At 73.4% G+C, this 16828-nt stretch carries 16 protein-coding genes and 1 tRNA gene; 3 read left to right on the top strand and 14 right to left on the bottom strand.

Annotated features, from left to right (window positions below; all coding sequences use genetic code 11):
• Positions 1–7: 7 nt before the first annotated feature.
• The 5 genes from J3P38_RS14705 to J3P38_RS14685 all read right to left on the bottom strand — a co-directional run bounded on the left by J3P38_RS14705 (position 8) and on the right by J3P38_RS14685 (position 7269).
• Positions 8–2275: a ComEC/Rec2 family competence protein gene (locus tag J3P38_RS14705; protein ID WP_307807932.1), complete on the bottom strand. Its 2268-nt coding sequence runs from the start codon at positions 2273–2275 to the stop codon at positions 8–10.
• 20 nt (positions 2276–2295) lie between these two features.
• Positions 2296–3114 (bottom strand): ComEA family DNA-binding protein, encoded by an 819-nt coding sequence (locus J3P38_RS14700; RefSeq protein ID WP_246856259.1) that lies wholly within the window; start codon positions 3112–3114, stop codon positions 2296–2298.
• Positions 3115–3192: 78 nt separating this feature from the next.
• Positions 3193–4050, bottom strand: a complete 858-nt coding sequence (locus J3P38_RS14695; RefSeq protein WP_210504193.1) for a DegV family protein — start codon at positions 4048–4050, stop codon at positions 3193–3195.
• Between the two features lie 10 nt (positions 4051–4060).
• On the bottom strand, positions 4061–6562 hold the full coding sequence (leuS, locus tag J3P38_RS14690; RefSeq protein ID WP_210504192.1) for a leucine--tRNA ligase: 2502 nt from the start codon (positions 6560–6562) through the stop codon (positions 4061–4063).
• 263 nt (positions 6563–6825) lie between these two features.
• Complete coding sequence (locus tag J3P38_RS14685; RefSeq protein WP_210440494.1) at positions 6826–7269, bottom strand: DUF4870 domain-containing protein; 444 nt, start codon at positions 7267–7269, stop codon at positions 6826–6828.
• A 285-nt stretch (positions 7270–7554) separates the two neighbouring features.
• On the opposite strand from J3P38_RS14685, the gene J3P38_RS14680 reads away from it, so the two are divergent.
• The 3 genes from J3P38_RS14680 to J3P38_RS14670 are packed head-to-tail and all read left to right on the top strand — an operon-like array spanning position 7555 to position 10139.
• The gene (locus J3P38_RS14680; protein WP_210504191.1) at positions 7555–8121 is read left to right on the top strand and encodes a winged helix-turn-helix domain-containing protein; all 567 of its coding nucleotides are present in this window, start codon (positions 7555–7557) and stop codon (positions 8119–8121) included.
• A complete protein-coding gene (locus J3P38_RS14675; protein WP_210504190.1) occupies positions 8118–9368 on the top strand; it encodes an MFS transporter in 1251 nt (416 codons plus the stop codon). Before J3P38_RS14680 ends, J3P38_RS14675 begins: the two co-directional genes overlap by 4 nt.
• A gap of 9 nt (positions 9369–9377) precedes the next feature.
• Positions 9378–10139: an SDR family NAD(P)-dependent oxidoreductase gene (locus J3P38_RS14670; protein ID WP_210504189.1), complete on the top strand. Its 762-nt coding sequence runs from the start codon at positions 9378–9380 to the stop codon at positions 10137–10139.
• 22 nt (positions 10140–10161) lie between these two features.
• Here the strand turns inward: J3P38_RS14670 and rocD are convergent, their stop codons facing one another.
• From rocD to J3P38_RS14625, 9 genes are all read right to left on the bottom strand, one after another.
• The gene (gene rocD / locus J3P38_RS14665; RefSeq protein ID WP_210504188.1) at positions 10162–11400 is read right to left on the bottom strand and encodes an ornithine--oxo-acid transaminase; all 1239 of its coding nucleotides are present in this window, start codon (positions 11398–11400) and stop codon (positions 10162–10164) included.
• Between the two features lie 118 nt (positions 11401–11518).
• A tRNA-Ala gene (locus tag J3P38_RS14660) sits at positions 11519–11591 on the bottom strand.
• A gap of 54 nt (positions 11592–11645) precedes the next feature.
• Positions 11646–12272, bottom strand: a complete 627-nt coding sequence (locus tag J3P38_RS14655; protein ID WP_210504187.1) for a histidine phosphatase family protein — start codon at positions 12270–12272, stop codon at positions 11646–11648.
• Between the two features lie 7 nt (positions 12273–12279).
• Complete coding sequence (gene rsfS, locus J3P38_RS14650) at positions 12280–12639, bottom strand: ribosome silencing factor (RefSeq protein ID WP_210440488.1); 360 nt, start codon at positions 12637–12639, stop codon at positions 12280–12282.
• Entirely contained in the window at positions 12636–13328 is a 693-nt protein-coding gene (gene nadD / locus J3P38_RS14645) for a nicotinate-nucleotide adenylyltransferase (RefSeq protein ID WP_307807931.1), read from the bottom strand. The genes rsfS and nadD overlap by 4 nt, the downstream gene beginning before the upstream one ends.
• 16 nt (positions 13329–13344) lie before the next feature.
• Positions 13345–13494, bottom strand: a complete 150-nt coding sequence (locus J3P38_RS14640; protein WP_210440487.1) for a hypothetical protein — start codon at positions 13492–13494, stop codon at positions 13345–13347.
• 33 nt (positions 13495–13527) lie between these two features.
• Positions 13528–14778 (bottom strand): glutamate-5-semialdehyde dehydrogenase, encoded by a 1251-nt coding sequence (locus J3P38_RS14635; RefSeq protein ID WP_210504186.1) that lies wholly within the window; start codon positions 14776–14778, stop codon positions 13528–13530.
• 166 nt (positions 14779–14944) lie between these two features.
• Positions 14945–15922: an electron transfer flavoprotein subunit alpha/FixB family protein gene (locus J3P38_RS14630; RefSeq protein ID WP_210504185.1), complete on the bottom strand. Its 978-nt coding sequence runs from the start codon at positions 15920–15922 to the stop codon at positions 14945–14947.
• Between the two features lie 25 nt (positions 15923–15947).
• Complete coding sequence (locus tag J3P38_RS14625; protein WP_307807930.1) at positions 15948–16730, bottom strand: electron transfer flavoprotein subunit beta/FixA family protein; 783 nt, start codon at positions 16728–16730, stop codon at positions 15948–15950.
• Positions 16731–16828 lie beyond the last annotated feature (98 nt).

Genomic DNA, 16828 nt, shown 5'->3' with positions numbered 1-16828 from the left:
GGCAACTCTATCCGCGAGCGACGACACCGAGTCCCTCGTCGCGCGCGACGACGGCCACGTCGCCGGAGAGGTCGGTGCGCCACACCCGCATCCCGGCGGAGGAGAGGGAGGACAGCAGGTCCGGCGCCGGGTGGCCGTAGTCGTTCTCCTCCCCGACCGACACCAGTGCTAGCCGCGCCCCGAGCGAGCCGAGCCAGTCGGTGTCCTGGTGCCGGCTGCCGTGGTGCGGCACCTTGAGCACGTCCACCCGGAGGTCGGACAGGTCGCGGGCGAGAGCGGCCTGCGCGGACGGCTCGACGTCGCCGGTCAGCAGGACGCGCACGCCCCCCACCTCGGCGACGAGCACGACACTCGCGTTGTTGGCCGCGCTCTCGCTCGGGTCGACCCCACTTTCGCCGGGGCGGGGCCACACCGTCTGGAGGGTGACCTCGCCGACCGTGCGGGTGAGCCCGTACGCCGCCTGCGCAGGGACGCGGCCGGCTACCGACTCGACGCCCCGGGCACCGGCCGCCGGCTCGACGAGGCCCGTCGCCTCGATGGCACCGACCTCACGCCCGTCCGCGACGCCGGCGACCCCGCCCACGTGGTCGGCGTGGAAGTGCGTCAGCACCAGCAGCGGCACGGAGGTGATCCCGAGCCGGTCGAGGCACGCGTCCATCGCCGCGGGCTCGGGACCCGCGTCGACGACCACCGCCTGACCGGGGCCGGCGCGCAGGGCGATCCCGTCGCCCTGGCCGACGTCGCACATCGCCAGCACCCAGCCGTCCGGAGGCCAGCCCGGCGTCGGCAGCCGCACGAGCATCGCCACCACGAGCAGGCCCGTGCAGGCCAGGGTCGACCCGGGCCGCCCGAGCAACCGCGGGGCCAGCGGCACAGCAGCGACGCACAGCAGGGTGAGCACGGCGAGCGGGACGGGACCGGTGCCCCAGTCGACCGCCGCCGTCGGCACGTCGGCACCCCGGCGCGCGACGGCGATGATCCACCCCGCGGACCACGCGGCCGGTGCCGCGACGGCGACCCCCAGGGGCGACCAGAGCAGGCCGAGCAGCCCGCCGGCCAGACCGAGCACGGTCGCCGGAGCGACGGCCGGCGCGGCCAGCAGGTTGGCGCCCACCGCGACGAGGCTGACCTGGCCGGAGAGGGCGGCCACGACCGGCGTGCAGGCGACCTGCGCCGCCAGCGGCACCGAGACCGCCTCGGCCACCCAGCGCGGCGTCCAGCGCATCAGCGCGTCGCGCCAGACCGGTGCGAGCAGCAGGATCCCGGCCGTCGCCAGCACCGACAGCGCGAAGCCGGCCGTCACGGCCAGCCGCGGCCACACCAGCAGGAGGCCGAGGACCGCCACTCCCAGGCCGCGGACGCCGCGGGACCTGCCGTTGCTGCCCATGCCGACCAGCGCCACGGTGCCCATCGCCGCGGCGCGCACGACGCTCGGCTCTGCCCGCGCGGTCAGGACGAAGCCCGCGATGCCGATCGCCCCCAGCAGGTGGAGCCAGCGTCCGCGCACGCCGAGCCACCGGCCGAGCACCAGAAGGGACCCCACGACCAGCGTGAGGTTGGTGCCGCTCACGGCGAGGAGGTGGGTGAGGCCGGTCGTGCGGAAGTCGTCGGCCAGGCGGGCGTCGAGGCCGCCGTCGTCGCCGACCACGAGCGCCGGCACCAGCTCGCGGGCGTCGGCGTCCCGCCCGGCCACAGCGGCTCGCACGGAGCGGCGCACCGCTGCGGCGGCGTCCCACCACGGGTCCGGTGGCGCCACGACCCGGGGCTCGCCCGTGGGCCGGACGAGCGCCGCCACGTCGCCGTCCGCGGGCACCAGCCGGGCGGTGGCGTCCAGCGAGGTGCCGAGGGGCAGCCGCGGCCACGCGGCGTCGGTCAGCACGACGACCGGCGCGTCGAGCAGCCACGTGCCGCCCCGGCCGTGGACGCGGGAGGCCTGCGCCCGCACGACGTGGAGGTCGCCGTGGCGCCCGGCGACGACGCGTACGTCGGAGGTGAGCTCGAGCCGCAGCGTCACGACCGCCTCCTGCTCGGCGAGCCCGGTCAGCGGCGAGGTGGCGATCACCGCCTGCTGGAGGGCGGCCACGCCGGCCACCGCGACGAGGGCGGCGACGGGCCCCAGCCAGCCGGCTGCCAGGCGGCGACGTACGACGAGGACGCCGGCGACGGCTGCCAGTGCGAGGACCGCGCCCAGGGCCACCCGCCCCGGGAGCAGCAGCACCAGCAAGGCACCGGCCCAGGCGCCGGCGCCCAGCACGACCGCGCGCAGGTCAGGCACCGGGCGTCTCGTCCGCGAGGTCAGATCGTCACGAGCGGGGCGAGGTCCTCGAGCGTCGCCGGCCCGATGCCGTCGACCTCGAGGAGCTCCTCGACCGAGCTGAACGCGCCGTTGGCCTCCCGCCAGGACAGGATGGCGTCGGCGGTGACCGGCCCGACGCCCGGCAGCGTGTCGAGGGTGGCTTGGTCGGCGGTGTTGAGGTTGACCAGCTGCTCGCCGCCGGGCACGGGCGCGTCGAGGGTGCCGGCCACCCCGGCCGCCGGCGCGACCCCCACCAGGATCTGCTCGCCGTCGACGACCGGCCGGGCCAGGTTGAGCGCCGTCAGGTCCACCCCGCGCCGGGCACCGCCCGCCGCCTCGAGCGCGTCGACCACCCGGGAGCCGGGTGGGAGGACGGCGATGCCGGGGCGCCGCACCTTGCCTGCCACGTCGACCACCAGGTCGCCGGCCGGCGTCCCGCTCGCGCTGATCGGGGCGAGCGGCTCGGGAGAGGCCGCCGGCGCGGACTCGTCGGGCGCGACCGGCACCACCTCCGCCTGGTCGCGCACGGCCCACCACGACGCCAGGCCCACCGCGAGCGCCGCCACCACCGCCACCACGGCGAGGTGGACCGGCCCCAGCCGGAGCGCACCGATCCGCATCCGTCGCGACGCGTGCCGGCCGGGCACGGGCAGCACGACGGGTGCCGGCACCTCCCCGGGACGCTCACGGACCCGCGTGTGCCCCTCGTTGGGCACGTCGCCTGCCGGCCCGCGGACGGCGGCGAGCTCCGCGCTCAGGGTCGCCAGCCGCCGCGACACCGCCTCGGCGTGCTCGGAGGAGGACTGGGACCGTCGCATGCCTCCACGCTAGGAAGGCCGTCGCCTCCTCCGACAGGTGCCGCGAGCGATCTGTGGACAGCCACCCGAGGCCGGGACTCAGGGGCGCGGCGCGACGCAGACGGCCACCATGCCGGGGCCCACGTGGGCACCGAGCACCGCCCCGAGCTCCCCGCACATGACCTCGCGGCCGTCGAGCCCCGGCGCGAGCCGCTCGGCCAGGGTCGTGGCGAGCTCCGCGGCGCGCTCGGCGTTGGCGAGGTGGGCGACGCAAACGTCCACGGGCTGCTCGCCCGCGGCCTCGACCGCGAGCTCGGCGAGCCGGGCGAGGGCACGGGAGGCCGTCCGGACCCGCTCGCGCGGGACCACCCGGCCCTCGGAGATCTCGAGCAACGGCTTGACCGACAGCGCGCTCCCGAACAGCGCGGCTGCGGCTCCCATGCGCCCGCCGCGGCGCAGGTACTCCAGCGTGTCGACGTAGAACAGCGACGAGGCCGACTCGCCCCGGGCGAGCGCGGCCCGGGCCGCCTCCTCGCCGCTGCCGCCCGCGTCGAGGACGTCGGCGGCGGTCAGCGCGGCGTACCCGGTCGCGATGCCGACCTGGCCGGAGTCGACGACGTGCACGGGGAGCCCCACCTCGAGGGTTGCGAGCTGGGCGGACTCGAACGTCCCGCTCATCTCGCCGGACAGGTGGACCGAGACGACCTCCTCGGCCCCTTCGGCCTCGAGCGTGCGGTAGAGCTCGGCGAACACCGCGGGCGCCGGTCGCGAGGTGCTCACCGGCACGAAGTCGCGCAGCGCCTGGGCGACGACGTCCGGGGTCGCGCCGTCGGGGCCCTCGTCGAGCACCTTCGCGCCGATGACGACCTGCAGCGGCACGACCCGGATGCCGCGGGCCTCCGCCAGGTCGGCGGGCAGGCTCGCGGTCGAGTCGGTGACGACCACCACACGCGGCATAGCGGTGACCCTAGACGACGATGTTCACCAGCTTGGGTGCGCGCACGATCACCTTGCGCACCGTCGCGCCGTCGATCGCCCGCTGCACCCCCGCGTCGGCGAGGGCGGCGGCCTCCAGGTCGGCCTCGGTGATGTCCGGGGCGACCTCGAGCCGGGCCTTGACCTTGCCCTTGACCTGCACGACCGCGGTGACGGTGTCCTCGACCAGCAGCGCCTCGTCGACGGCCGGCCAGCCGGCGCGGGCGACGGTGGGCTCGTGGCCGAGTCGCTCCCACATCTCCTCGGCCGTGTAGGGCGCCACCAGCGACAGCAGGACCGCCACGGCCTCGGTGGCCTCGCGCACCGCGGGGTCCTCCGGGCCGCAGCCGGAGTCGATGGCCTTGCGGGTGGCGTTGACCAGCTCCATCACGCGGGCGACGAGCACGTTGAAGCGGTAGGACTCCACCAGCTCCGCGGCGTCGTGGACGGTGCGCGCGGTCGCGCGACGCAGCGCGAGGTCGCCGGCCGTCACGTCCGCCCCCGGGGCGGAGGCGACGTCACCGGACAGCCGCCAGGCGCGCTGCAGGAAGCGCACCGAGCCCTCGGGCGACATGTTCGCCCAGTCGATGTCGTCCTCCGGCGGCCCCGCGAAGACCAGGGTCAGCCGCACCGCGTCGACGCCGAAGTCCGCCAGCTGCTCGCCGAGGTTGACGCCGTTGCCCAGGGACTTGCTCATCTTCTTGCCCTGGTTGATCACGAAGCCCTGGTTCAGCTGCGCCGACCACGGCTCCCGGAAGCCCACCAGGCCCATGTCGTTGAGGACCTTGGTGAAGAACCGGCCGTAGAGCAGGTGCAGCACGGCGTGCTCGACGCCGCCGACGTAGAGGTTGCACGGCATCCACGCGTCGACCTTCGCGCTGTCGAACGGCGCCTCGGTCTCGTGGGGCGAGCAGTAGCGGAACATGTACCAGGACGAGTCCACGAAGGTGTCCATGGTGTCGGTGTCGCGGGTGGCCGGGCCCCCACACGTGGGGCAGGTGACCTCGACCCAGTCGGTGGCCCCGCCCAGGGGCGAGGTGCCCTTCGGCTTCAGGTCGGCACCCCTGAGCACGGGCAGGGTGACGGGCAGCTGGTCCTCGGGCACCGGCACCTCGCCGTCCACCGGGCAGTGGATGATGGGGATCGGCGCGCCCCAGTAGCGCTGGCGGCTCAGCAGCCAGTCGCGCAGGCGGTAGTTCACCGCCCCGGAGCCGCGGCCGTCGGCCTCCAGCCGCTCGATGATCGCGCGGATGCCCGACGCCTTGTCGCTCAGCCCGTCCAGGCTGAAGCCGTCGGGGCTGGCGGAGTTGACGTACGCCCCGTCCCCGGACGTCGCGACGCCCGTCTCCTCGGGGTCGCCCTCGCCCGGTACGTCGATGACACGCCGCACCGGCAGGCCCATCGCCCGGGCGAAGTCCAGGTCGCGCTGGTCGTGCGCGGGGACGGCCATGATCGCGCCGGTGCCGTAGTCGGCCAGGACGTAGTCGCTCGCCCAGACCGGGATCTCCTCGCCGGAGACCGGGTTGGTCGCGGTGATGCCCAGGTCAACGCCGGTCTTGGGCCGGTCGGTCGCCAGCCGGTCGATGTCGGAGGCCTTGCGCACCTCGACCAGGTAGTCCTCCAGCGCCTGCGCGCGGTCGGGGTGCACGATCTCCCCCGCCAGCGCCGCGTCGGCCGCGACCACCATGAAGGTCGCGCCGTACAGCGTGTCGGGACGTGTCGTGTAGACCTCGATGTCACGCTCGCCGCCGGCGGTGTGGAGCGTGAACGTGACGTGCGCGCCCTCCGAGCGGCCGATCCAGTTGCGCTGCGCGGTGACGACGCGGTCGGGCCAGGTGCTCTCCAGCTCGTCCAGGCCGTCGAGCAGCTCCTGGGCGTAGTCGGTGATCTTGAAGTACCACTGCGTCAGCTCCTTCTTGGTCACCTCCGCCCCGCACCGCTCGCACATGCCGGCGACGACCTGCTCGTTGGCCAGCACGGTCTGGTCCTGGGGGCACCAGTTGACCGGGCTGTTCTTCCGGTAGGCCAGGCCGCGCTCGTAGAACTTCAGGAACAGCCACTGCGTCCAGCGGTAGTACTCCGGGTCGCTGGTGTTGAACGTGCGCGACCAGTCGAACGACGCGGCGTACTTGCGGCAGGACTCGATCGAGCGCGCGATGTTGGCGCGCGTGTAGGTGTCGGGGTGCTCGTCGTTGCGGATCGCGGCGTTCTCCGCGGGCAGGCCGAAGGAGTCGAAGCCCATCGGGTTCAGCACCTCGTAGCCGCGCTGCCACCAGTAGCGCGCCACCACGTCGTGGAGCGCGAACACCTCGGCGTGACCCATGTGCAGGTCGCCGCTCGGGTAGGGGAACATCGTCAGCGCGTAGCGCTTCTCGCGCGGGCTGTCGTCGTCGGCCCGGAAGGGCTGGAGGTCCTCCCAGACGCCCTGCCACTTCGTCTCCGTGGCCTGGATGTCGTACGTCGTCTCGCCGTGGGTGCTCTGCTCGGGGTTCATCTCTCTCGCTCCTGGTGGGTCCCGCTCCCGACATGAAAAAACCCCTCACGCATGGAGGGGTGGCCGCGATGACTTCCTGGACGGTGAGTCAGCGCGGCTGTCGAAGGAGCAGGAGCTGCGACCGCATGCTGCCATCGTAGCGCCCTGCGGGGCCCGGGCTCACCCCGTGCCCGGTGCGGGCGGCGTACGCGCCGCCGCCGGGCCGGTCGCGAGGGTCCGGGCCCGGGCGGCGTCCGCGTGGCAGGACGGGCCGCCGGCCCGCCTCACCTGACGAAGCGCGGCGTCAGCGGCGGGTTCCACCACTCGCCCTGGTAGGCCTTGACAGCCCCGATGACGTGCAGCAGCCCCGCGACGAACGGTGCGGCGACAAGGGTCAGCAGGCCCAGCCCGAGCAGCAGGATGAGCGGGAACGAGATCACGATCCAGATGAACATGGTGATCTGCACGTTGATGGAGTTGGCCGCGTGCGAGCGGACGAACGGGCCGCGGTCCTTGTACATCATGAAGACGACCACGGAGGCGACGAACCCCAGGAAGCCGGCCGAGCAGATCATCGCCACCAGTGCGCCGCCGTGGCTGATCGCTCCCCAGGTGCGCTCGTCCTGAGGAGACATGGTCGCGGGCCCCGCGCGGTAGGCGTCGGGCTGCGGTCCGTAGCCGGGCTGCTGGCCGGACGGGTCGTACGGGCTCTGGTGCTGGTCGGACATCTCACTCACTCCTCGGCGGGCCGGGTGCTCGCGCTCTCGGGGACAGCCAAGCACGCCGCGCGCACGCAGGCACGTCCTCTCGGGGTCGAGCCAGGGTGTCGTCCGGGTCGGTCGCGGGTCCTCTCCCTCCCCTCCCCGGGGTAGTCCACCGGCCAATGGCTGTCTTCAGCCCGCGCTGGCCGCCACTTCCCGGTGGACTACCGCGAAGGGGGACTGCCCAAGAAGTGTTTGACAGTCGTGGGAGAGGTGCCCGACACTACTGCCCAAGAACCATTGGAGGGTGACATGGACGAGACCGACCCCGAGGCGGTGGCGCGGTTGCGCGCTACCGCACACCCGCTGCGGCTGCGGCTGATGTCGCTGCTGACCGGCGAGGCGATGAGCGCCGCGGAGGTGGCCCGGACGCTCGGGATCACCCACGCCAACGCGTCGTACCACCTGCGCGTGCTCCACGACATCGGCGCGCTGGTGGTCGAGGGCGAGGAGAAGATCCGCGGCGGGGTGGCCAAGCGCTACCGGTACGACGCGACGCGCGAGACCCCGACCCGCGCGAGCACGGTCGACGACCGCATCGCCTACGCCAGGGCGAACGCCCTGGAGGTCGAGCGGCGACTGCTCGACGCGGCACCGGGCACCGCCTCGTCCAGCGATCTCGAGGCATGGGTGCCCGTCGACGCGTGGCGCCGCGCGCTGGACCTCCTGCACGAGGCCTCCCACCTGCTCCACGCCGCCGCCCGCCCCGCCGGTACGCCGGGCACGGTGCACGTCTCCGCCACCACCCACGCCTTCACGATGACCGGCGGCCTCACCGGCGACGCCGCCCGTTGGACGCCCGAGGAGGAGCGCCGATGACCTGGTCCGCCGCACTGGCCCCCCTGCGCAACCGCGACTTCGCGTGGTACTTCGCCTCCCGGTTCGTCAACACGCTCGGCAACATGATGGCGAGCATCGCGCTGGCCTTCGCCGTCCTCGACATCACCGACTCCCCCACCGCCCTGGGTCAGGTGCTCGCCGCGCACACGATCCCGATGGTCGCGCTGCTGCTGTACGGCGGCGTGATCGCGGACCGGTTCCCCCGCACGCTCGTGCTGCAGTTCTCCAACCTCGCCTCCGCCGTCAGCCAGGGCGCGATCGCCGTGCTGGTGCTCGTCGGGGAGGCCGAGGTCTGGATGCTCCTCGTGCTGAGCGTCGTGCACGGGGCGGTCTCCGGCATCGGCTTCCCCGCGATGTCCAGCGTGCTGCCCCAGCTCGTGCTCCGCTCCGACCTGCAGCCGGCCAATGCGCTGGTGTCGCTGACCCGGAACGGGCTCATGGTGCTGGGTCCCACCATCGGCGCCCTGCTGGTCGTGACGGTCGGCTCGGGCTGGGCGCTGGCGATCGACGCCCTGACCTGGCTGCTCGCGGCGCTCCTCCTCGTGCCGGTGTCGCTCCCGTCCAGGGAGGCCGGAGGCGCGGCCCCCGACACGCTCCGCGAGCTCCGCGAGGGGTGGACGTTCTTCCGGTCCACCCCGTGGCTCTGGGCGGTGGTCGTGGGGTTCGGCTTCCTGAACCTCATCCACGCCGGGGCGTGGGTCACCCTCGGCCCGGCGATCGCGGACGACACCATCGGCCGCCAGGGCTGGGGCTACGTGCTCTCCGCCGAGGCCGCGGGCCTGCTCGTGACCACGGTGGTGCTGCTGCGCGTGCGCCTCGAGCGGCCCCTGCTGCTGGGCATGCTCGGCGTGGCGATGGTGGCGCCGCCGATGCTGATCCTGGGGGTGTCGCCCCACCTGGTGGCGCTCGTCGTGGCCGCGTTCGCCGCCGGCGCCGGCATGGAGGTCTTCGGCATGGGCTGGAACCTGGCGATGCAGGAGAACATCGAGGACGCGATGCTCTCCCGCGCCTACTCCTACGACGCGCTCGGCTCCTTCCTGGCGATCCCCGTCGGACAGCTGGCCTTCGGCCCCCTCGCCGCGGTCTTCGGGTTCCGGCCCGTCCTCGTGGCCTCGGCCGTCGCGTACGTCACCGTCTGCGCGCTGGTGCTCTGCGCACGCTCGGTGCGCGACCTGCCGCGCGCACCGGCGACCCCTGCGGAGCAAACCCCCACCCCGACGCCCTAGGGTCCCGGCATGGGAGTCATGGACATGTTCCGCCTGGACGGCAAGGTCGTCATCGTCACCGGCGCCTCGAGCGGCCTGGGCGTCGCGTTCGCACACTGCTTCGCCGAGGCCGGCGCCGACGTGGTGCTCGGCGCGCGCCGGGTCGAGAAGCTGGAGCGCGTCGCGGACTCCGTGCGCTCCACCGGCCGCCGCGTGCGCACGGTGGCCACCGACGTGGCCGATCCCGAGCAGTGCCAGCGGCTCGTCGACGAGGCGATGGCGACGTTCGGCCGCGTCGACGTGCTGGTCAACAACGCCGGCGTGGGCACGGCCGTCCCGGCCACCCGCGAGACGCCCGAGCAGTTCCGCTCGGTCATCGACGTCAACCTCAACGGCTGCTACTGGATGGCCCAGGCGTGCGGCCGCGTCATGCAGCCGGGGTCGAGCGTCATCAACATCTCCTCGATCCTCGGCCTCACCACCGGCGGCCTGCCGCAGGCGGCGTACTCCGCGTCGAAGGCCGGTCTCGGCGGTCTCACCCGGGACCTCGCCCAGCAGTGGACGGGCCGCAAGGGCATCCGCGTCAACGCGCTGGCTCCGGGGTTCTTCGCCTCGGAGATGACCGCCACCTACCCCGACGGCTACCTCAACCTGGCCCTGCAGCGGGTCCCGGCCGGCCGCAAGGGCGACCCGCACGAGCTGGCCGCGACCGCCGTGTGGCTCGCCTCGGACGCCGCGGGGTACGTCACCGGGCAGATGATCCCGGTCGACGGGGGCCTGACGATCGCCTGACGCCGCGCTCGCGCGGGGCGCGTCAGCGCGCGGTGACGATCTCGGTGACCGCGGCCACGAGCCCCGCGATGTCCTCGTCGCTGGCCACCAGCGGCGGCGCGAAGCGCACCGTCGAGCCGTGAGTGTCCTTGGCGAGGATGCCGCGCGCCATCAGCGCCTCCGACATCTGGCGGCCGCTCATCAGCGTCGGGTCGATGTCGATGCCGGCCCAGGCGCCACGCACCCGGACGTCGGACAGCCCCCGACCGACCAGCGGGCGGAACCCCGCCTCGAGGAGCTCACCGATCTCCGCCGAGCGGGCCTGGAACGTGCCCTCCTCGAGCATCGCCACGACCTCGGTGCCGATGGCCGCCGCCAGGGGGTTGCCGCCGAAGGTCGACCCGTGCGAGCCGGGGGTGATGACGTCCATGACGTCGCGGTCGGCCGCGATCGCGGAGACGGGGTAGAGCCCGCCGCCGAGGGCCTTGCCCATGATGTAGATGTCGGGCACGACGTCCTCGTGGTCGCACGCGAAGGTCCGGCCCGAGCGAGCGAGGCCGGACTGGATCTCGTCGGCCACCATCAGCACGTTGCGCTCGCTGCACAGGGCGCGCAGGTCGCGCAGGAAGCCCTCCGGCGGCATCACCACGCCGCCCTCCCCCTGGATCGGCTCGAAGAGCACGGCGACCGTCGTGTCGTCGATGGCGGCGGCGATGGACGCGATGTCGCCGTACTTGACGCTGCGGAAGCCGGTCGTGAACGGGGCGTAGCCGGAGGTCGCGACGTCGTCGTCGGAGAAGCTCACGATCGTCGTGGTGCGACCGTGGAAGTTGCCCTCCATGGTGATGATCGTGGCCTGCCCGGCCGGCACGCCCTTCACCTCGTAGCCCCACTTGCGGCTGACCTTGATCGCCGTCTCGACGGCCTCCGCGCCGGAGTTCATCGGCAGGATCATGTCCTTGCCGGTGAGCCGGGCCAGGGCGACGGCGAACCCGCTGAGCTTGTCGTTGAAGAACGCGCGGCTGGTCAGCGTCAGCTTGCCGAGCTGCTCGCGAGCGACCGCGACGAGGCGCTCGTTGGTGTGGCCGAAGTTGAGCGCCGAGTAGCCCGCGAGGCAGTCGAGGTAGCGCTTGCCGTCGACGTCGGTGACCCAGGCGCCGTCGCCCTCGGCGAGCACCACCGGCAGCGGGTGGTAGTTGTGGGCGGCGTAGCGCTCGGTGGCCTCGATGTGGGCGTCGGTGCCCTCGAGGATGGTGCTGGTGGAGACGTCGATCGCGGTCATGCCCGCATGGTGCCACCCGCCCGCCGTTCCGCCAACACGCCGACGCACCGGCCTGCCAGGGGCCCGGCCGGGACGCAGAAGAGGCCGGATCCAGGTGGATCCGGCCTCCTCCGATCGGTGGAGCTGAGGGGACTCGAACCCCTGACCCTCTGCATGCCATGCAGATGCGCTACCAGCTGCGCCACAGCCCCAACAGCCGAGAACACTAGCCGACACCCGACCGGCAGGTGAAATCGGGGTCCCCCTCAGGCCACGACGCGGTTCCAGGCCATGAGCCGCCACCGCTCGGCGCCCCCGGTCCACGTCGACGCGGCGTGCTCGAGCTCGACCCACCCGCAGTTGGCGAGCACGCCCAGCGCGTCCGCCGGGCCGTCGCCCCAACCCAGGAACGCCGGCACGGCGACACGCAGCGCGGCGCCGTGCGACACGACGACGGCGGTCTCGCCGTCGCCCAGCGCGTCGGCGTACGACGTCAGGGCCGGCAGGAACCGCGCCAGCACGTCGTTCCGGGTCTCGCGCCCGGGGATGCTGGCGAGGTCGCCCGCCAGCAGGGCGGCGTGCTCCTCGGGATGGGCGGCGGCGTACTGCTCGATCGTCAGGCCGGTCCGGTGCGGGCCGACGTCGAACTCCCGCAGCCGCGGGTCGAGGGCCGGCTCCAGGCCGGCCTGGGCGGCCACCTGCGCGGCCGTCTGCGCGGCGCGCGAGAGGTCGGAGCTCCACACCGCGACGGGCGCGAGCGCGGCGAGGACCGGCGCGACGGCCTTGGCCTGCGCCTCGCCCAGGTCGTCCAGCGGCACGTCGGCGTGTCCTTGCGCCCGGCCCGCGTCGTTCCACGCGGTGCGGCCGTGCCGCAGGAGGACCAGGCGCCTCACGCGCGCCTCACGTGAGCGTGAGCGGGATGAGCGGGCAGTCGCTCCAGAGGCGCTCGAGGGCGTAGAACGACCGCTCCTCCTCGTGCTGGACGTGCACCACGATCTCGCCGTAGTCGAGCAGCACCCAGCGGCCCTCCCTGTGCCCCTCCCGGCGGATCGGCTTGGCGCCCGCCTCGCGCAGCTTGTCCTCGACCTCGTCGACGATCGCGCCGACCGCACGCTCGTTGCCGGCACTGGCCAGCAGGAAGGCGTCGGTGATCGCGAGCTGGTCGCTGACGTCGAAGGCCAGCACCTGGTCGGCCTTCTTGTCGTGGGCGGCCTGGGCCGCGACGGCGACGAGCTCGAGGGCGTGGTCGGTGGCTGTCATGCAGGTTCCTTGCTGGAGCGGGAGCTGGATCGGGTCTCGGAGCTGGTGCCGGCGCTGGTGCCGGTGCCGGTGCTCGCCTCGGGCGAGGCGTAGAGGTCGTGCTTGGCGATGTACTGCACGACGCCGTCCGGCACGAGGTACCAGACGGGCTCGCCGCGGCGCTTGCGCTCGCGGCAGTCGGTGGAGGAGATGGCGAGCGCCGGGATCTCGACCATCGTGACGCGCTCGGACGGGATCCGGGCCAGCGCCTCGGGGTCCATCTCGTAGCCGGGCCGGGTGCAGCCGACGAAGTTGGCCAGCGAGAACAGCTCCTCGGCGTCGCGCCAGGTGAAGATGTCGGCCAGCGCGTCGGCGCCGGTGATGAAGAACAGCTCGGCGTCGGGCATCTCGGCCTTGAGGTCGCGCAGCGTGTCGATGGTGTACGTCTTGCCGCCGCGCTCGATGTCGACGCGCGAGACGTTGAAGCGCGGGTTGGCGGCCGTGGCCACCACCGTCATCAGGTAGCGGTGCTCGGCGCCGGTGACGAGGCGGTCGCTCTTCTGCCAGGGGTCGCCGGTGGGGACGAAGACGACCTCGTCGAGGTCGAACCACGCCTGCACCTCCGACGCCGCCACGAGGTGCCCGTGGTGGATGGGGTCGAACGTGCCGCCCATCACCCCGACGCGACGTGTCGCGACCCGGTCCGTCACGGGATCAGCCGCCGGCTCAGCTGTGCTCGCGACCGCCGCCGAAGGAGACCACCGCCAGGAGCAGCGCGAGGAGGAGGCCGAGGGCGATGGCGCCGACGACGTACGGGCTGACCGAGGGGGCGCCGTGGCCGGGTTCGGCAGCGAGGATGCCCAGGACGTTCACCATGAGGGGGATCCTATCGCCTGGGCCGGACGCGGCTCACCGCACGTGCCCGTCGCCGACGACGACGTACTTGCTGGAGGTCATCTCCGGCAGTCCCATCGGCCCGCGCGCGTGCAGCTTCTGGGTCGAGATGCCGATCTCCGCGCCGAACCCGAGCTCGCCGCCGTCGGTGAACCTGGTCGAGGCGTTGACCATGACCGCGGCCGAGTCGACGGCGGCGACGAAGCGACGGATCGTCGCCTGGTCGCGCGCGAGGATCGCCTCGGTGTGGCCGGAGGACCAGCGGCGGATGTGCTCGATCGCCCCCTCCACGTCCGCGACCACGGCGGCGGAGATCTCCAGCGCCAGGTACTCCGCGGCGTGGTCCTCGTCGGTGGCGGGCACCACGTCGTCGTACTCGGCGAACGCGGGGTCGCCGTGGATGGTCACCCCGGCCGCCTGCAGCGCCTCGACGACCACCGGCAGGAACTCGTCGGCCACGTCGGCGTGGACCAGCAGCGACTCGGCGGCGTTGCACACGCTGGTGCGCTGCGTCTTCGCGTTGAGCACGATCGCGAGCGCCTGGTCGAGGTCCGCCGAGGCGTCGACGTAGACGTGGCAGTTGCCGACCCCGGTCTCGATGACGGGAACGGTCGACTCCTCGACCACGCTGCGGATGAGTCCCGCGCCGCCGCGCGGGATGAGCACGTCGACCAGGCCGCGGGCGCGCATCAGGGCCTTGACGGAGTCGTGGGTGTCGCCGGGGACCAGCTGTACGGCGTCCTCCGGCAGGCCGCACCCTGGCAGGGCACCGCGCATCGTCGTGACGACGGCCGCGTTGCTGGACCGCGCGCTGGACGAGCCGCGCAGCAGGACGGCGTTGCCGGCCTTGAGGCAGATGCCGGCGGCGTCCGCGGTCACGTTGGGGCGGGCCTCGTAGATCACGCCGACGACGCCGAAGGGCACCCGCACCTGGCGCAGCTCGAGGCCGTTGGCGAGCGTGCTGCCGCGCAGCACCTCGCCGACCGGGTCGGGCAGGCCGGCGACGTCGCGCAGGCCCTGCGCCATCGCCGCCAGGCGGTCCTCGTCGAGGCGGAGCCGGTCCACGACGTTGGCGGCCGTCCCGGACGCCTCCGCGCGCGCGACGTCCTCGGCGTTGGCCGCCAGGATCGCCGGCGCGGACGCGAGGAGGGCGTCGGCCATCGCCCGGAGGGCGGCGTCCTTCGTGGCCCGCGTGGCGGTGGCGAGCTCGTGGCTCGCGGCCCGGGCCCGGCCCGCCACCTCCCGGACGGCTTCCTCGCTGCTCATGTCGACGAGCGTAGGGCCGCTGCGGCCAGTCCACCGCCCGCGTCTCGCATCCCGACGTACGTCGTCCACCGTGGCGACCGCGGCAGCCGTCGGGGCCGGTGACGGGCCACGGACAGCGAGACGCCCCCGACCGAGCGGTCGGGGGCGTCCGGTGCGCCGGGGGCGGTCAGCCCTTGCGAGCGGTGATCTGCTCGGTGGCGGCGGGCAGGACCGTGTGGAGGTCACCCACCACACCGAAGTCGACGAGCTCGAAGATCGGCGCCTCGGGGTCCTTGTTGACCGCGACGATGGTCTTCGAGGTCTGCATGCCGGCGCGGTGCTGGATCGCGCCGGAGATGCCGTTGGCGACGTAGAGCTGCGGCGACACGGTCTTGCCGGTCTGGCCGACCTGGAACGCGTGCGGCATCCAGCCCGAGTCGACCGCCGCGCGCGAGGCGCCCACGGCGGCGCCGAGGCTGTCGGCGAAGCCCTCGATGGGGTCGAAGTTCCCGCCGGTCCCGCGTCCGCCGGAGACGACGATTGCGGCCTCGGTGAGCTCGGGACGCCCGGTGGACTGCCGCGGCTGCGTCGCGACGACCTGCGCGCCCTTCGCGGCGTCGGAGACGGTCGCGGCGAAGGCCTCGACCGTCGCGGCGCCCTCGGCCTGCTCGGGGGCGGCGGAGTTCGGCTTCACCGTGATGATCGGCGTGCCGTGGGTGACCCGCGCCTGGGCGGTGTAGCTGCCGGCGAAGACCGACTGCGTGGTGACGGCTCCGCCGTCCGAGCCCGCCTGCACGTCGACCGCGTCGGTGATCAGCCCCGAGTCGAGCTTGATCGCGAGGCGGCCGGCCACCTCCTTGTACTCGAAGGTCGAGGGCAGCAGGATCGCGGCCAGCACGCCGCTCGAGCGCACCTTCTCGGCCAGCTGCTGCAGCGCCTCCGCCTTCGGGGCGACGAGGAAGCCCTTGATCTGCGCGTCGTCGACGACGTAGACCTTGGCGGCGCCGTAGGCCTTGGCCTTCTCGGCCACGGCGTCGGCCTTGTCGGGCGAGCCGAAGAACACCGCGGACGGCTCGCCGAGGCGGCGGGCGATGGTGAGCAGCTCGTAGGTGGGCTTCTTGACCTCGCCGTCGGCGTGGTCGATGACAACCAGGACGTCAGACATGTCTATCTCTCCTCGACCGGCCGGCTCAGATGAACTTCTTGGACGCGAGGAACTCGACCAGCGCGCCAGCGCCCGAGCCGTCCTCGTCGGTGACGATCTCGCCGGCGGTGCGCGGCGGGCGGGCCGTGGTCTGCTCGACCTGTGTGTAGGCCACGGAGAGGCCGACCTGCTCGGCGTCGAGGCCGAGGTCGGTGAGCGACCAGGTCGCCAGCGGCTTCTTCTTCGCCGCCATGATGCCCTTGAACGACGGGTAGCGGGCCTCGCCGGACTGGTCGGTCACGCTCAGCACGATCGGCAGCCGCGCGCCGATGACCTCGGTCGAGCCCTCGTTGTCGCGCTTGATCCGCACCTGGTCGCCCTGCGACTCCACGACGGAGGCCAGCGTCACCTGCGGCATGCCGAGCCGCTCGGCCAGCATGGCCGGCACGACCGAGCCGGCGGCGTCTGTCGAGGCCATGCCGCACACGACCAGGTCGGCGCCGGACTCGGCCCGGATCTTCTCGACCGCCTTGGCCAGCACCAGCGACGTGCCGAGGTAGTCGGACCCGGCGATGGCGTCGTCGACGACGTGGACGCCCGCGTCGGCACCCATCTGCAGCGCCTTGCGGACGGCGTCGACCGCCTTCTCGGGGCCGACGGTCAGCGCGGTCACGGTGATGTCCTCACCCTCGCGCTTCTCGCGGAACTGCAGCGCCTGCTCCACGGCGTACTCGTCGAGCTCGGACAGCAGGCCGTCGACGCCGACGCGGTCGACGGTGAAGTCGTCCTCGAACCTGCGGTCGGCCGTCGCGTCGGGCACGTACTTCACACAGACAACAATGTTCATGGTGGTGTGGCCTCGCGGCCCCTCCTGTGCAGTGGGATGTGCTCGTGAGGTTACAAGTCGCTCACCCCGGACGGAACGGA

It is taken from the genome of Nocardioides xinjiangensis, from assembly GCF_017916455.1.
Lineage (GTDB): Bacteria > Actinomycetota > Actinomycetes > Propionibacteriales > Nocardioidaceae > Nocardioides > Nocardioides xinjiangensis.
The sequence above is the reverse complement of the archived record's forward strand: the minus strand, read 5'-3'. Positions and strand labels throughout refer to the sequence as shown.

Coding starts and splice junctions, on each gene's coding strand:
- rsfS (WP_210440488.1), bottom strand. CDS start 12,639: ATGACAGCCACCGACCACGCCCTCGAGCTCGTCGCCGTCGCGGCCCAG.
- J3P38_RS14630 (WP_210504185.1), bottom strand. CDS start 15,922: ATGTCTGACGTCCTGGTTGTCATCGACCACGCCGACGGCGAGGTCAAG.
- J3P38_RS14700 (WP_246856259.1), bottom strand. CDS start 3,114: ATGCGACGGTCCCAGTCCTCCTCCGAGCACGCCGAGGCGGTGTCGCGG.
- J3P38_RS14670 (WP_210504189.1), top strand. CDS start 9,378: ATGGGAGTCATGGACATGTTCCGCCTGGACGGCAAGGTCGTCATCGTC.
- J3P38_RS14675 (WP_210504190.1), top strand. CDS start 8,118: ATGACCTGGTCCGCCGCACTGGCCCCCCTGCGCAACCGCGACTTCGCG.
- J3P38_RS14680 (WP_210504191.1), top strand. CDS start 7,555: ATGGACGAGACCGACCCCGAGGCGGTGGCGCGGTTGCGCGCTACCGCA.
- J3P38_RS14685 (WP_210440494.1), bottom strand. CDS start 7,269: ATGTCCGACCAGCACCAGAGCCCGTACGACCCGTCCGGCCAGCAGCCC.
- J3P38_RS14635 (WP_210504186.1), bottom strand. CDS start 14,778: ATGAGCAGCGAGGAAGCCGTCCGGGAGGTGGCGGGCCGGGCCCGGGCC.
- rocD (WP_210504188.1), bottom strand. CDS start 11,400: ATGACCGCGATCGACGTCTCCACCAGCACCATCCTCGAGGGCACCGAC.
- leuS (WP_210504192.1), bottom strand. CDS start 6,562: ATGAACCCCGAGCAGAGCACCCACGGCGAGACGACGTACGACATCCAG.
- J3P38_RS14640 (WP_210440487.1), bottom strand. CDS start 13,494: ATGGTGAACGTCCTGGGCATCCTCGCTGCCGAACCCGGCCACGGCGCC.
- J3P38_RS14695 (WP_210504193.1), bottom strand. CDS start 4,050: ATGCCGCGTGTGGTGGTCGTCACCGACTCGACCGCGAGCCTGCCCGCC.